The organism is Candidatus Sulfuricurvum sp. RIFRC-1, from assembly GCF_000310245.1.
GTDB lineage: Bacteria > Campylobacterota > Campylobacteria > Campylobacterales > Sulfurimonadaceae > Sulfuricurvum.
Window position 1 is genome coordinate 500,787 of sequence record NC_020505.1, and the last position, 13,119, is coordinate 513,905.

A 13,119-nucleotide genomic window follows, 5' to 3' on the forward strand; every position below is an offset into this window, starting at 1 on the left:
GTCGATGAAATACTGGATACTGAGCACTTTGATCCTTTTTGCCGGATGCGGCTATCAGCCCTCAAGCTATTATGCCAAAAGTGTGGTAGGAGAGAGTGTCAGTACCGAAGTGGTGATTTCGATGGAAGATCCGCAAAATACCGTCATTATCAAAGATGCTGTTGATATGGCGGTAATTACAAAATTTCGTACTTCGTTAGTCCCTAAAAATGCTTCACAAACCCATCTTAAAATCGCGATTAGTTCAGTTGGATTTACCCCTTTGCGCTATGATACGAACGGTTATGTTATCACTTACCGTACTACGGTAGTGATGTCAGTTGAGCGTTTTAGCGGAGATAAGAGAGAGGTATATTCAACACGGGGGATTTATGATTTCGCGATTGAACCCAATGCGATTATAACCGATCAGGCCCGCTTCGAAGCGATACGCCAAGGGGCGCAAAAAGGGATCGATGCCTTTATCGCACACGTTGCGGCACAGGGTGCGAACTCGAAATAAGGGGTAAAGATGACCATTAATCAAATCGTCCGAAATACGGTAGAACGGCTTAAAAGCGAAGGGAAGATATGGACTCCCGATACGTATGCCGAAACGTTTTGTTCTGAGGCAAAAAAAGCGGGATTTTCCGTTGAAGATTGCAGCGGAATTGATCGTTATACCCCACTGTTCGATAAAAAAACGGCGGAAGAGATCAAGCAATACCGTGTCCGAACAACCGCCGAACTGATCCGTTTCCTCATTTCCAAACTTAGTCGTCTTAACCCTAATGAAGCCTCTGTATTGGTTGAACTTTTGAGTTCATTGGCAAAACAAATGGCCCAAAGCATCGATGTTCTTCATAACCCGGAAGCCTCAGCACTGGCTAAAAAAACGGTTGCCATATTAGAAACCCAAGGCGGTGCGACACAGATTGATCTGCTCAAACAAGCATGGGTCAATTTCCTCACGTTGTATGATGACTCTTTTTTGATGAAATTGGCACCGTTCGGATCGGTCGATACGGCTAATTTACGCAGTACAATCGAGAATCTTCGTTTCCAGGAAGGGAGCAGTGAGAAAGTCGATTATGCGAAAACGGTTCGTCTTTTAGTCTCTTCTTTGGTTCCCTCAATCGCCCCTACCATGGATAGCGCGACGATCCAGCTTTCACAAAAACTTCGGGATGAACCTTCTTACGTCGCTACTGCAGAGTGCGAAAAAGAACTTAAAATGGCTATTGCTATGCGGGTGGCTTTGGATAAGCAAAGCGTTGAAGAAATGGTGAGAGCACTTGACACACTTTTAGAGAAACTCTCCGCACAACTTATCGAATTGATAGAGCGAAGCGAAAACTCGACCAGCGAGATTCGTGAGGTTAAGCGAGATCTCGAAGCGTTAGAAAACAATAAACCTACCGACTTTAAAACAGCGCACAAACGTCTTTATGCGATTGCCAGCACCTTGGAAGAAAAAGTTGAAGTGTTGAGCAAAGATTTAAAAGTACACAATGAAAAAGTGACGCAGATGGGGAAAAAGATCGCGGCACTCGAAGAGGATTTAGCTCAAGCGACGCAAGCTTCTCGTGAAGATTTTTTAACCAAACTTTTTAATAAACGGGCAATCGAAGAGTACCTGAATGTCAAAGAAGCTGAATTTGAGCGTCATGGACGCAGTTTTTGTGTCGCCATGCTGGATCTGGACTATTTTAAAACGGTTAATGATACGTATGGACATGATGCGGGAGATGCTGTATTGCTTGCATTTGCTAAAATCCTCAAAGAAGAAGCGCGTACCAGTGATATTGTTGGACGTTACGGCGGAGAAGAGTTTTTAGCGATTTTAGGAGATACGGAACTTTTGGGTGCAAAAGTATTTTGTGAAAAAGTACGTAACCATGTGGAGCAAGCCCATTTTATGTATCAAGGACAGCGTATCAGTATCAGTGTGAGCATCGGTGTGGCTCAGCGTAGTGATTATCCTTCCATGAAAGCCTTGGTTAACGGGGCGGATGAGCGACTATACGATGCCAAACGCAAAGGGCGAAATCGCGTCGAGCCTGCATGAAACTGAGCGATTTTTTAGCGGCCAAGCCTCTTTTCTATGATGTGATCGATTATGATCGTTTCCCGATAGTGTACCGTGAGATTGAGCACCTTCTGCCGAAACCTAAAATTATTCATCTTGTCGGGACCAACGGCAAAGGCTCAACCGGACGATTTCTGGCCACAGCCTTACATCGTTCAGGGAAGAAGGTAGGACATTACACCTCTCCTCATATCCTCCATTTTAATGAGCGGATATGGATAGATGGCGATGAGATTAGTGATGAGGCTTTGGAAACTGCCCATCAGAAGCTTCTTTTGATGGTGAACCGCAAAAGTGCCGAAGCCCTCAGCTATTTTGAATACACGACTCTTTTGGCAATGGTTTCCTATGCAGAGTGTGACTATATCGTACTTGAAGCGGGACTTGGGGGAGAATATGATGCCACAGCCGTATTTCCTAAAGCGCTCAGTATCTTTACCCCTATCGATTATGATCATGCGGCGTTTTTGGGGACTACCATCGAGTCCATTGCCACGACCAAATTGAATAGCATGCAAAGTGTTGCCCTTTTAGGGAAGCAGAAACACCCAATAGTTGAATCGATTGCTCGCACTATAGCGGATGCACAAGGGTGTAAGCTTGATACACTTTCAGAACGCGTTACACCAAACATTCAAGAACTGGCATTGCATCTTGCCATGAAAAACAGTCTCAGCGACTATTTACGTGATAATCTGACGTTGGCGATGGCCGCATATGAGCTTTTGGGCTATGAAACGGACGAATCGCTGTTCGATCAGAGCGCATTGTTTGGCCGTTTGAGCCGTATCGCTTCAAACATTACATTGGATGTAGGGCATAACGCATTGGCAGCAGAGTCAATAGCTGGAGCGTATACCGGTAAAAAAGTGACTTTGGTCTATAACACCTACGGGGACAAAGATTACCAAGAAATTTTGAGCCTTTTAAAACCGATTATCGAGTGTGTCGAGATAATCAATGTAGCTGAAGGACGGATTGTCGAGCGTGATCAGCTTGAATCGGTATTGGAGAAATTGGAAATACCCTATGGCGTATTTGAATCGATTGAAGAAGATAAAGAATATTTGGTCTTTGGCTCTTTTAGTGTAGCCGAGACGTTTTTAAAGAGGATGAATGTCACAAGCACGATGGTATGAGTACCTAAAAAACAACCCGAAGTATCGACCGGACATTCTCCTGTGCGAGGATGCCAAAGAGGCGTCGGAACTGAGCGACGTATCGACATTTTTAGAAATCCCACACATCGTCTTGCCCGATTTTCGTGCGACCTATATGGACGATTTACGCCCGTTTAGCGAAGAACTGTTTGCCCTTTTTTCTGCACTGCGTACCTATTACACGGCATCCAAAAAACCGCTGATTATTTCTCCGCTTAAAACACTTCTTTTCCCTATGCCGAATGGGTCATTACTCCAAAGCGAGACGATCGAGTTCGCTTCGCGGATCGATCTGAGTGCATTTAAAGAGAAGCTGCTCCATTGGGGATATACCTTCGTCGACATGGTGGAAATAGAGGGGGAAGTCTCCCATCGCGGTGATATCCTCGATATCTATGTTCCGAATCAAAGCAACCCGTACCGTATCAGTCTGTTCGACGATGAGGTGGAAGAGATCAAAGCGTTCGATGTCGAAACCCAGCGCACCGATAAAGAGGAGTTAGCCTCTATCGAAGTGACAAGCGCCTTTTTCTCACTGACTGCGGATCAGCATAAAGCTTTTGAAAAAGCGATTAATGCAGCCCAAAGCGACAGTTTTGTGAAAGACATCGCCTCACTCGGATTTTGGGTTTTAGGTTCTGAGGGGATCGATCTGTGCGAGGGGAAAAAGATCGCCCGTATCCGTGAGATGAAAAGTGTCCTTGATGAAGCGTACGGTCTTAATCAAAGCGTACTCCCGCGTGAGCGATTGGAAGCAGAGATACTCCCTGAGTCACAGAAGTATACTCCACTGGGGGGAGGGAATTTCGAGACCCTCCGAAGCGTCCATAAAGCCAAAAAATTTACCCTCATCGCCGCCAGCGATACCCAGCTTAAAGCGGCGGGGATTTTTGAACTTAAAGGCCTTTGTGTTAAAACCTCGGGGATTGTCCTCAACTTGATCGGTCCTGATGAAATCATCCTCTCTCTCAACCGTCATGAGAAAAAACGTCGTCGCCGCCGTACTTCCATCCTCCTCGATGATCTGAAAGTGGGCGATTACGTTGTCCACGAAGAGTACGGGGTCGGGATATTTGTGGGGATCGAGCAGGCTGAGATCCTCGGCGGGATTAAAGACCTTGTCGTGATCAAATACATGGGGGATGACAAACTTCTCCTTCCCGTAGAAAACCTCGATACGATCGATCGCTATATCGCTTCTGGAAGCCTTCCCGTTCTTGATCGTCTGGGCAAGGGAAGTTTCGGTAAGCTCAAAGAGTCGGTCAAAGCACGGTTGTTTGAGATCGCTTCCGAAATTGTGGGGATCGCGGCAAGCCGTGCTCTTATTAAGGCTTCGGTTCTCAACGTCGATGCGGGTGAATTGCGTCGATTCCAAGAGGCCGCCGGATTTGATTATACTCCGGATCAAGCCAGTGCCATCAGCGCTATCGTCTGTGATCTCTCCTCCGGTCAGATCATGGATCGGCTCCTCAGCGGAGATGTCGGTTTCGGAAAAACCGAAGTGGCGATGAACGCTATCTTTACGGCTGCGCAGGGGGGCTATCAGTCGCTCCTTGTCGTTCCGACGACGCTACTTAGCTCTCAGCACTTCCAATCGCTCAAAGCCCGTTTAGCTCCGTTCGGACTTCGGGTGGCGAAGTTGGATCGTTTCGTCAGCTCGAAAGAGAAAAATGCGACCCTTCGGGCATTAGAAGCGGGAGAACTTGACTGCGTCGTCGGAACCCATGCCCTGTTTGGGGTGAATTGTGCGAAGCTTGGAATCGTCATCATCGATGAAGAGCATAAATTCGGAGTGAAACAAAAAGAGAAACTCAAATCGCTTTATGAGAATGTCCACCTCCTCAGTATGAGTGCGACCCCGATCCCCCGCAGTCTTAATCAGGCGCTTAGTTCGATCAAGACGATGTCGGAGCTTCTCACCCCTCCGAGTGAGCGTTTAGGGGTACGGACGTTTGTTAAAAACTACGATGAGAAGCTGATCAAAGAGGTAATCTTACGCGAACTTCGACGCGGCGGTCAGGTGTTCTATGTTCACAACTCGATTGACTCGATGATTATCAAATCGGGAGAGCTCAAAGCAATCCTTCCCGATCTGCGTATTCTAATACTCCACTCCCAGATCGGTGCGACTCAAACGGAAGATGAGCTTGCCAAGTTTGCCGATCGCCAATACGATGTCCTCCTTGCCACATCGATCATCGAGTCGGGTATCCATATGCCGACGGTGAATACGATGATTATCGACGGAGCCGACCGTTTCGGGATGGCCGATCTGCATCAGCTGCGCGGTCGGGTCGGGCGGGGGCATACCGAGGGGTATGCCTATTTTATCGTCGATGACAAAGATCATCTTACCGAAGAGGCGAAAAAGCGCCTCGTAGCGTTAGAATCGAACTCCTTTTTGGGAAGCGGATCGATGTTGGCCTATCACGACCTCGAAATTCGAGGCGGGGGGAACCTCGTCGGAGATGCCCAAAGCGGTCATATCAAAAACATCGGATATGCCCTCTATCTGCGGATGCTGGAAGATGCGATTAAAATCCTCACCAACCAAACGACGGCGGTACGGGCGAAAGTGGATATAAAACTTACCGTCAGCGCCTTTATCAGCGACGAGATCGTGAGCGAAGACCGTCTCCGCCTCGAACTTTACCGCCGTCTCAGCCAGTGTGAGAGCCCGAGCGAGATTTATGAAATTGAAGAGGAAGTCGGAGATCGTTTCGGTAAGCCCGACACGCCTACGAAACAGTTCTTTGAGATTATGGTGATCAAACTCCTCTCTATCGAGAAGAAGATTAAAATGGTGAGCAACTACAACCAAAACATCACGATAGAGTACGCGAGCGGTATCAAAGAGACATTGCAGAGTAAGAGTAAAGATGATGATGACTTGATCGGTACCGTCTTGCATTATCTCCGCACGGCAAAAGGAAAAGCATGAGTTTTTGTTCCTATTTCGATACCTATCAATGCCGCTCATGCAGCTGGATCGATTATCATTATGCTGAACAGCTGAAACTCAAGAGTGACCATTTACATGCACTTCTCAACCCCTTTCAACCGCGAGATTGGTTGAAACCCGCCACATCACCTCTAAAAGGATTTCGGAATAAAGCCAAAATGGTGGCAACTCCGACGTTAGAGGGTGTAGTCCTTGGACTCTCCGAAGAGGTGAGTCTGATCGAGTGTCCGTTGTACGATATGAGTATGCAAAAAGTATTGCAGAGCGTTCAAGATTGGCTCCGGGGATTAGGGGTCAAAGCGTACGATATTAAAAAGAAAAAAGGGGAGTTGAAATACGTTCTCCTTACGCGAAGCAAATCCAACGGCTCGATGATGCTCCGTTTCGTCCTCCGCTCCCACGGGATTGTTGCCCGATTGCAAAACGCTCTGGATGACTTGATCAAACATGCTCCGGAACTCAAAGTGGTTACGGTGAATATCCAGAGTGTCCACATGGCGATTTTGGAAGGGGAAGAGGAGATCTTTTTTACTGAACAGCGTCGGCTCGAAGAGCGGTTGAACGGTATCCCCCTCTATATCCGTCCTAAAAGCTTTTTTCAAACCAATCCCGAAGTCGCTGAAAAGCTATACCGCAGCGCGAGCGAATGGGCGGGGGAGAGCAAACCGAAGATTCTGTGGGATCTGTTTTGCGGCGTAGGGGGGTTTGCACTCCATTGTACTGCACCGGATCGGAGTATTATGGGGATCGAGATTGAACCTGAAGCGATAGAGTGTGCCCGTGATTCGGCGGCACAGCTGGAGATGAAGAACCTTCGTTTTGAATCTCTCGATGCGGCGAGTTTCGGAGCGAGTTCGGGTGAAAAACCTGATTTGATTATCGTTAATCCGCCCCGTCGGGGATTGGGTGAGCAGTTATGCAAATGGTTGATGCGAGTCAGTAGCGATCGGATACTCTATTCGAGCTGTAATGCGACGAGTTTAGCCAAAGATCTTGAACTTCTTAGCGGCTACTCGGTGAATCGGGTTCAACTGTTCGATATGTTTCCCCATACGGCTCATTATGAAGTTTTAGTGGAGCTGGTACGAGAATAAAGTTCTCCAAAATGATCAATGTAGGTGAGATAGAGTCTTACCTCAAATTCGAGTTGATGGTACTCGGTTTCGATATGGGTGCAGAGGGAGTAAAAGGCTTTGTTATGATCTTTCTCTTTGAGATGGGCGAGTTCATGGGTGACAATCATCCGCAAAAACGGCTCCGGGACTTTTTTAAAAAAGTGGGAAATCCGAATCTCGTTTTTGGCTTTGAGCTTTCCTCCCTGTACCCGAGAGACGAAGGTGTGGGTTCCCAAAGCGGAGTTTAAATCACGGATTTTGGTATCATAAAGTACTTTTGAGATGGGCGCAGAGCTGCGAAAATGGGTGTTTTTGATCTCCATAACATAATCATAGAGGCTTTTGTCGGTTGTGTAGGGATGGGTATCGGGATATTTACGGATAAGTCGCTCGCCGAGAGTGTCGGTATCGATCAGATTTTGTACCTGAGCGAGTATCTCTTGGCTGTAGTGAGCTAAATATCTAAGCGATTGCATGGGGGATTACTTCGTTTCAATGCGATCATTTAAATGGGTTATATGGCCATGATCATCATGGAAAACCGTAACCAATTGGCTGTTTGCACACTGTTGCAACTGATCATCGTCCAAATGAAAATAATTTGAATAATCAGTGGATTTATAGAGCAAATGTTCACTGGGAGCTCTGTGTCTGTTTAGCCTTGAGAGGATAAACAACACAATCGGCGTTGCAATTAACATCGATATTGCATGTTCAAAGGTTACACTATGAATATTTTCAAATATCCAATCGGATATTTTATCCGCCGGTACTTTTAATGTAATGATCCCATAAAATACAACCAATAAAGGCTTCCACAAATAGATAAAGCCTAACCAAAGTCCGATGGTTAGTCCATCCCACACTAATCTTTTTCTTTTGGGTAGCTCATGGCGTTTGTTGATAATCAATGTTTCTTTAGACATCTTACCCCTTTTTCGGTAATTGTTGATGGACACCTCGGTCGGGACTAACCCACCTTGCACGTCCTTTCGTCCCAAATAACACTTTCGGTAGAGCGGTTACGGCGGTAAAGAGATTCAGCAACCAATAGGCAAACGGATACCAAATCATCCAATAGTAGTTTTTTCCTAAGCCTTGGTCATAATGACCGTCTAACCATTTACTGATGGCAAACTGTATCAAACATGCACCGATAAGAATAATACTGCTTTCGTCCGGTAAAATGGGTGAATGATCCGGCATGGCATAGGAAATGGGAGTAAAGAAACTCATTAACCAGACGACAAACACCAATACCATACTGTAGGCCCAAAGGGTGCTTAACATGAGTTCCGTCATAAGGCCCCAAAGATGGGTTTGCTTGTGCATAAATAAAACTTTAAAGTTTTTAAGCATCACTTGAACACCGCCCATAGCCCAACGCAACCGCTGTTTCCACAATCCGCTCAATGTTTCCGGCATCAAAATCCATACCAGTGCTCGTGGCTCAAAGCGTACATCCCAACCGTTGCGTTGCAGTTTCCAGGTAATATCGATATCTTCGGTCAGCATATCGGGACTCCAATACCCCACTTCATGCACCGCCGCTTTTCGAAAACCGGTGATGACACCCGATACGGTAAATAGTCGTCCGAAACTGCGCTGTGCCCGCTTGATCATCCCTACGATAGAAGAAAACTCACCCACCTGGATTTTACCCAATAGGCTTGTGCGATTACGGATACGCGGGTTACCCGTTACGGCGGCAACTTCGGGATAACGGATAAAATGTTTGACCATCCAATGGACACAATGTTTATCGATTAAGGCATCTCCGTCTATGCATATCAAATACTCGTATTTTGCCAACAATGCGCCGGCTTGAAGCCCTAACGCTTTCCCCTGATTTTCGGCTAAATTAACCACTTTTAACTTGGGGTTATTCTTTGCCAGAGCGACTAAAATCTCTAAGGTATCATCCTTGCTGCCATCGTTAATGGCAATGACTTCAAATTCAGGGTAGTCCACATTGAGGGCATACGTGATGGTTTCGATGGCATTTTGCCCTTCATTGTAACAAGGGATCAAAATACTCACCCCTTGCCAGCTCTCATTGGCTCTTAGAGGAGGAATAATGTATTTGAGATAGGGTTTTTCATTTTTAAAATAAAAAAAGATTGCCCCTACGATCCACAAACTTGACATAAACAATGGATAATAAAAGACATAGCCCAGCACTATGTGCCATAGTGAATGCCAAAATAGTTCAAATGTCATTACAAATCCTTCTTACTTACTTAGCATGGTATCGCCATGCATAAGCTCTGATTTTTGTCCAAAGGCTTGTTTCATCGTATCGGCATCAGGGATATTTTTAAATACATTGTCCGGATAATAGGCCACATGATGGACCCCGAGATCGTATAAATGGTTTATCGTATCAACCATCTCTTGAGATGAAATCGGTTCATCGTTTTTTCTCCAATTGATGGTTTGCAGCTCCATCACGGTACGTTCCAACCCACACTCTTCTTGCTTTACACGTTCAACAATTTTATCGTAAAACTGTCGTGTATCATCGGCTTGTTCCATATACGGCATCGCCATAATAGCGGTGTAGTCATAATTTTTGATCGATTCATTCAATCCTTGCGCATACCATTCTTCGGCGTACTCATTGAGTGCAACCTGCGCATATAAATTACGGGCTGTTTTAAGTCCGGGATGCTCATCTCTAACAATCTGCGCTAATCGCATCGCGAACGAATCCAAATAGTCCGTTTTGAGGTTCGTCCACTTTTCTAACTGTTCGCTCTCCTCTCGAATTTTGGTTACACTGTGTGCCAATCCCCATTTTTTATACTGCTTACGTGCAAATGTGCTGTCATCTTCAAAATCGGACAGCGTTACATCATCATGAAACAATATGCCGTCAATACGGGGTAATTTAGCCAAATCTTCATAAATCTGCTGAATAACTTTTCGTGCTTTAGGAGAAAACGGCGATAACCTCGGATATCCCATATTGAGATGGGTCGGATCAACCTGTAAGGTTACTACCGTCTCTTTGGCAACCGCATTGTTTTTCGGCAATTGCCACGCCAGCATCGGCATCCAGGCATAAATGCGCTTAACTTGTGTGCGCGTTGTAAGCTGCCAAGCCACCCTATTAAATAAATCGGCACGCATCGGAATATTTCGGTTTGGAAAATAGACATAGTCCGCTGCCCCATTGGCATCAGGGTCAGCAAAAGCCTGCAAATAAACCGTATTGATACCTAACGTTTTTATTCGATCAAGCAAATCACCCAAATTTCTTTCCTGCTGCTCTGGATCAGAATCATAGATATAATCCAAATCGACATGCGCGGCTTTTGTGGTACGGTCGTTATCGATCAAATTGGCATTTCGTGAGCGGATATTTTGTTCTAACTCTTTAAGGGTCATGTTTTTATCAACCAAGATACGGCGCATCCCCCACAAAGGGGTAATACGTGTATTGCTGCCATCATCCAGAGTTAATCCGATGCTCATCCCTAAACGCTCTGCAATGGTGCGCACTTCTTTATTGTAATATCCATACGGCCATACCATGACACGAGGCTTTTGCCCTGTATACTCTTTGATAAAGCGGTTGTTTTCCGATAAGTCATTATAAATACGTTGCTGATAACTTTTTTCATCTTCATAGGAGCGTTTATCGCTCAACCATTGGCGCGTGATCATGGCCGGCTGCAGGTTGCCTTGCGGATTGCCCGGTATCCCTTTATGTAAAAAATAGCTATGACTTGCAAACTCGACCAGAGTGCTGTCGGCCATTTCCTTGATCGCTTCATGGGTTAAAAACTTCTCACGCGCAATCTTATGCCCATCAAAATCTACCGTATCTTTAGCCTTCATCCAACTGCCGACCAGTGCGATGACAACCGGAATTTTATATTTTTTGATTAAGGGGTAAGCGTTGGTGTAAACGGACTGATACCCATCATCAAAGGTCATCAAAACGGCTTTTTTAGGCAATGGTTTTGCACTTTTCCGGTAGGCTAAAATATCATTGATACCGATAAAGTGATAGCCGTTATCGATCAGCCAATGTATCTGCTCTTCAAAATGAGATGGTGTAACCGCATAGGTTGAATCGAGCGTTTCACTTTTATCGGCTATTTCGTGATAACTTAGGATCGTAAACTCATTGGGGTTTTGATCCCGACTGCACACATTAGGGAGGTCATTGGCTATAAGGTAACTGTTGGCAATGCCGATGAAGATCAAAAGAAATTTGATGATTGGTTTGAGCATAAAGTAGAGTACTTTGTTTTAAATTTTAATCGAAAATTATACAGTATAACCCCTTGTATCTTCCCACTTTTACCGGCATCTCTTACGTCAGCTTTTGCTATCTTATAGTATAGTTTCACTACATTACGCAAAGGTTCGAGATGGAACATCAAAAGATCGACGAACTCGTCGCCAAGATTAAAGCCCTCGAATCGGAACTGGAATCTGAACTGCACCAGGAGTATGAGCGGTTCAGCTGTGAAATAACGAAAAAACGGGAAGAGCTTCTCGCGTCGTACCGGCGTGAGCGCCAAGGGTTATTGCGCTATTTGGCGACCACCCCGATCTTGCATCTGCTGAGTGCCCCCGTCATCTGGTCGGTCTTGTTCCCTGCATTGATCTTGGATGCTTTTGTGAGTCTTTATCAGTGGATTTGCTTTCCGATCTACAAGATTACCAAAGTCAAACGGAGTGATTACATCCTTATCGATCGTCACCGACTCGCCTATCTCAACATCATCGAAAAGCTTAACTGTCTCTATTGCAGTTATTTCAACGGACTGATGGGATACATTAGCGAGATTGCCGGTCGCACCGAACAGTACTGGTGCCCGATCCGCCATGCATCACGGGTCAAATCGATGCACAACAATTATAAAAAATTCTTCGATTACGGAGACAGTGAGAACTTTCGACAAAGAAGCGCAGAGCTTAGAGAGGATCTCAAAGAGGAGAAAGAGTGAAAATAGCCTTTATCGGAGATATCGTAGGCCGTCCGGGACGGAATATGATTAAAGAGTATCTTTTAAAGCTCAGACGCGAACACGGAATCGATTTCGTCATCGCCAACTACGAGAACGCTTCGCACGGTTTCGGAGTAACGATGAAAAATGCCCAAGAGCTTTTGGCAATGGGGATCGACTGCATGAGCGGGGGAAACCATACGTGGGATAAAAAAGAGGTCGAACCGTTGTTGGAGAACCTGCCGATGCTCCGCCCTCACAACTACCCCGAAGGGGTCAAGGGAACGGGGTGCCGTGTCTTTGACGTAGCGGGAGAAAAACTCGCCGTCCTCAACATCATGGGGCATTACGGGATGCCGTACGTCGATAATGCGTTCCGATGCGCCCGCGATACCGTCGCACACCTCAAAAACGACGGGGTTGAGCATATCTTTCTCGATTTCCATGCCGAAGCCTCCAGTGAGAAACGGGCCATGATGATGTTGCTCCAAGGCGATATTAGCGGCATCATCGGAACCCATACCCATGTGGGGAGTGATGATTTTCAGATTGCAAAAGGGACAGCCTATCTCACCGATATCGGTCTCTCAGGTTGCCGTGATAACGTCATCGGAATGGATTCAAAAGTGCCGTTGGAACGCTTTATCACGGGCGTATCGGGACGTTTTGAAGTCCCCGAAAAATGTCGCAAAATTCTCCAAATCGCTATATTGACTCTGGATGAGGGGAAATGCACCGAAGCGTTCAAACTCAAAATATTTGATGACGGACGTGTCCATCGAACCGATGCGTGGGTGGAAGAATAACTATGTGATTGGTCATGCTGAACTTGATTCAGCATCTAATTTAT

General features: G+C 45.8%; 11 protein-coding genes. 7 read left to right on the forward strand and 4 right to left on the reverse strand.

Going from position 1 to position 13,119, the window contains the following annotated elements:
- Positions 1-4: 4 nt before the first annotated feature.
- From lptE to rlmC, 5 genes are read left to right on the forward strand one after another with little or no spacing between them, the layout of a single operon-like run.
- Complete coding sequence (gene lptE / locus B649_RS02660) at positions 5-502, forward strand: LPS assembly lipoprotein LptE (RefSeq protein ID WP_015652958.1); 498 nt, start codon at positions 5-7, stop codon at positions 500-502.
- Between the two features lie 9 nt (positions 503-511).
- Positions 512-2,047: a GGDEF domain-containing protein gene (locus B649_RS02665; protein WP_015652959.1), complete on the forward strand. Its 1,536-nt coding sequence runs from the start codon at positions 512-514 to the stop codon at positions 2,045-2,047.
- Positions 2,044-3,207, forward strand: a complete 1,164-nt coding sequence (locus B649_RS02670; RefSeq protein ID WP_015652960.1) for a Mur ligase family protein — start codon at positions 2,044-2,046, stop codon at positions 3,205-3,207. Before B649_RS02665 ends, B649_RS02670 begins: the two co-directional genes overlap by 4 nt.
- Positions 3,185-6,169: a DEAD/DEAH box helicase gene (locus B649_RS02675; protein WP_015652961.1), complete on the forward strand. Its 2,985-nt coding sequence runs from the start codon at positions 3,185-3,187 to the stop codon at positions 6,167-6,169. Before B649_RS02670 ends, B649_RS02675 begins: the two co-directional genes overlap by 23 nt.
- A complete protein-coding gene (gene rlmC / locus B649_RS02680) occupies positions 6,166-7,284 on the forward strand; it encodes a 23S rRNA (uracil(747)-C(5))-methyltransferase RlmC (RefSeq protein ID WP_015652962.1) in 1,119 nt (372 codons plus the stop codon). Before B649_RS02675 ends, rlmC begins: the two co-directional genes overlap by 4 nt.
- On the opposite strand, the gene B649_RS02685 is transcribed toward rlmC, so the two are convergent.
- Genes B649_RS02685 through pgaB form a run of 4 tightly spaced genes read right to left on the reverse strand, consistent with a single transcriptional unit; the run spans position 7,251 to position 11,547 of the window.
- Positions 7,251-7,781, reverse strand: a complete 531-nt coding sequence (locus tag B649_RS02685; protein ID WP_015652963.1) for a YgjP-like metallopeptidase domain-containing protein — start codon at positions 7,779-7,781, stop codon at positions 7,251-7,253. The two genes, rlmC and B649_RS02685, sit on opposite strands and share 34 nt — an antisense overlap.
- 6 nt (positions 7,782-7,787) lie before the next feature.
- Positions 7,788-8,231 (reverse strand): poly-beta-1,6-N-acetyl-D-glucosamine biosynthesis protein PgaD, encoded by a 444-nt coding sequence (gene pgaD, locus B649_RS12425; protein WP_015652964.1) that lies wholly within the window; start codon positions 8,229-8,231, stop codon positions 7,788-7,790.
- 1 nt (position 8,232) lies between these two features.
- On the reverse strand, positions 8,233-9,525 hold the full coding sequence (gene pgaC, locus B649_RS02695) for a poly-beta-1,6-N-acetyl-D-glucosamine synthase (protein ID WP_015652965.1): 1,293 nt from the start codon (positions 9,523-9,525) through the stop codon (positions 8,233-8,235).
- 12 nt (positions 9,526-9,537) lie between these two features.
- Complete coding sequence (gene pgaB / locus B649_RS02700; protein WP_015652966.1) at positions 9,538-11,547, reverse strand: poly-beta-1,6-N-acetyl-D-glucosamine N-deacetylase PgaB; 2,010 nt, start codon at positions 11,545-11,547, stop codon at positions 9,538-9,540.
- A gap of 140 nt (positions 11,548-11,687) precedes the next feature.
- Between pgaB and B649_RS02705 the strand changes: the two genes are divergently transcribed.
- Together B649_RS02705 and B649_RS02710 are read left to right on the forward strand one after the other, a co-directional pair.
- Positions 11,688-12,269 carry a hypothetical protein gene (locus B649_RS02705; protein ID WP_015652967.1) on the forward strand — a complete coding sequence of 194 codons (582 nt, stop codon included), beginning with the start codon at positions 11,688-11,690 and terminating at the stop codon, positions 12,267-12,269.
- Positions 12,266-13,075: a TIGR00282 family metallophosphoesterase gene (locus B649_RS02710; RefSeq protein WP_015652968.1), complete on the forward strand. Its 810-nt coding sequence runs from the start codon at positions 12,266-12,268 to the stop codon at positions 13,073-13,075. The genes B649_RS02705 and B649_RS02710 overlap by 4 nt, the downstream gene beginning before the upstream one ends.
- Positions 13,076-13,119 lie beyond the last annotated feature (44 nt).

What these genes read in the sequence shown, in the direction of transcription:
- lptE (WP_015652958.1), top strand. Translation starts at nt 5, where the DNA reads ATGAAATACTGGATACTGAGCACTTTGATCCTTTTTGCCGGATGCGGC.
- B649_RS02665 (WP_015652959.1), top strand. Translation starts at nt 512, where the DNA reads ATGACCATTAATCAAATCGTCCGAAATACGGTAGAACGGCTTAAAAGC.
- B649_RS02670 (WP_015652960.1), top strand. Translation starts at nt 2,044, where the DNA reads ATGAAACTGAGCGATTTTTTAGCGGCCAAGCCTCTTTTCTATGATGTG.
- B649_RS02675 (WP_015652961.1), top strand. Translation starts at nt 3,185, where the DNA reads ATGTCACAAGCACGATGGTATGAGTACCTAAAAAACAACCCGAAGTAT.
- rlmC (WP_015652962.1), top strand. Translation starts at nt 6,166, where the DNA reads ATGAGTTTTTGTTCCTATTTCGATACCTATCAATGCCGCTCATGCAGC.
- B649_RS02685 (WP_015652963.1), bottom strand. Translation starts at nt 7,781, where the DNA reads ATGCAATCGCTTAGATATTTAGCTCACTACAGCCAAGAGATACTCGCT.
- pgaD (WP_015652964.1), bottom strand. Translation starts at nt 8,231, where the DNA reads ATGTCTAAAGAAACATTGATTATCAACAAACGCCATGAGCTACCCAAA.
- pgaC (WP_015652965.1), bottom strand. Translation starts at nt 9,525, where the DNA reads ATGACATTTGAACTATTTTGGCATTCACTATGGCACATAGTGCTGGGC.
- pgaB (WP_015652966.1), bottom strand. Translation starts at nt 11,547, where the DNA reads ATGCTCAAACCAATCATCAAATTTCTTTTGATCTTCATCGGCATTGCC.
- B649_RS02705 (WP_015652967.1), top strand. Translation starts at nt 11,688, where the DNA reads ATGGAACATCAAAAGATCGACGAACTCGTCGCCAAGATTAAAGCCCTC.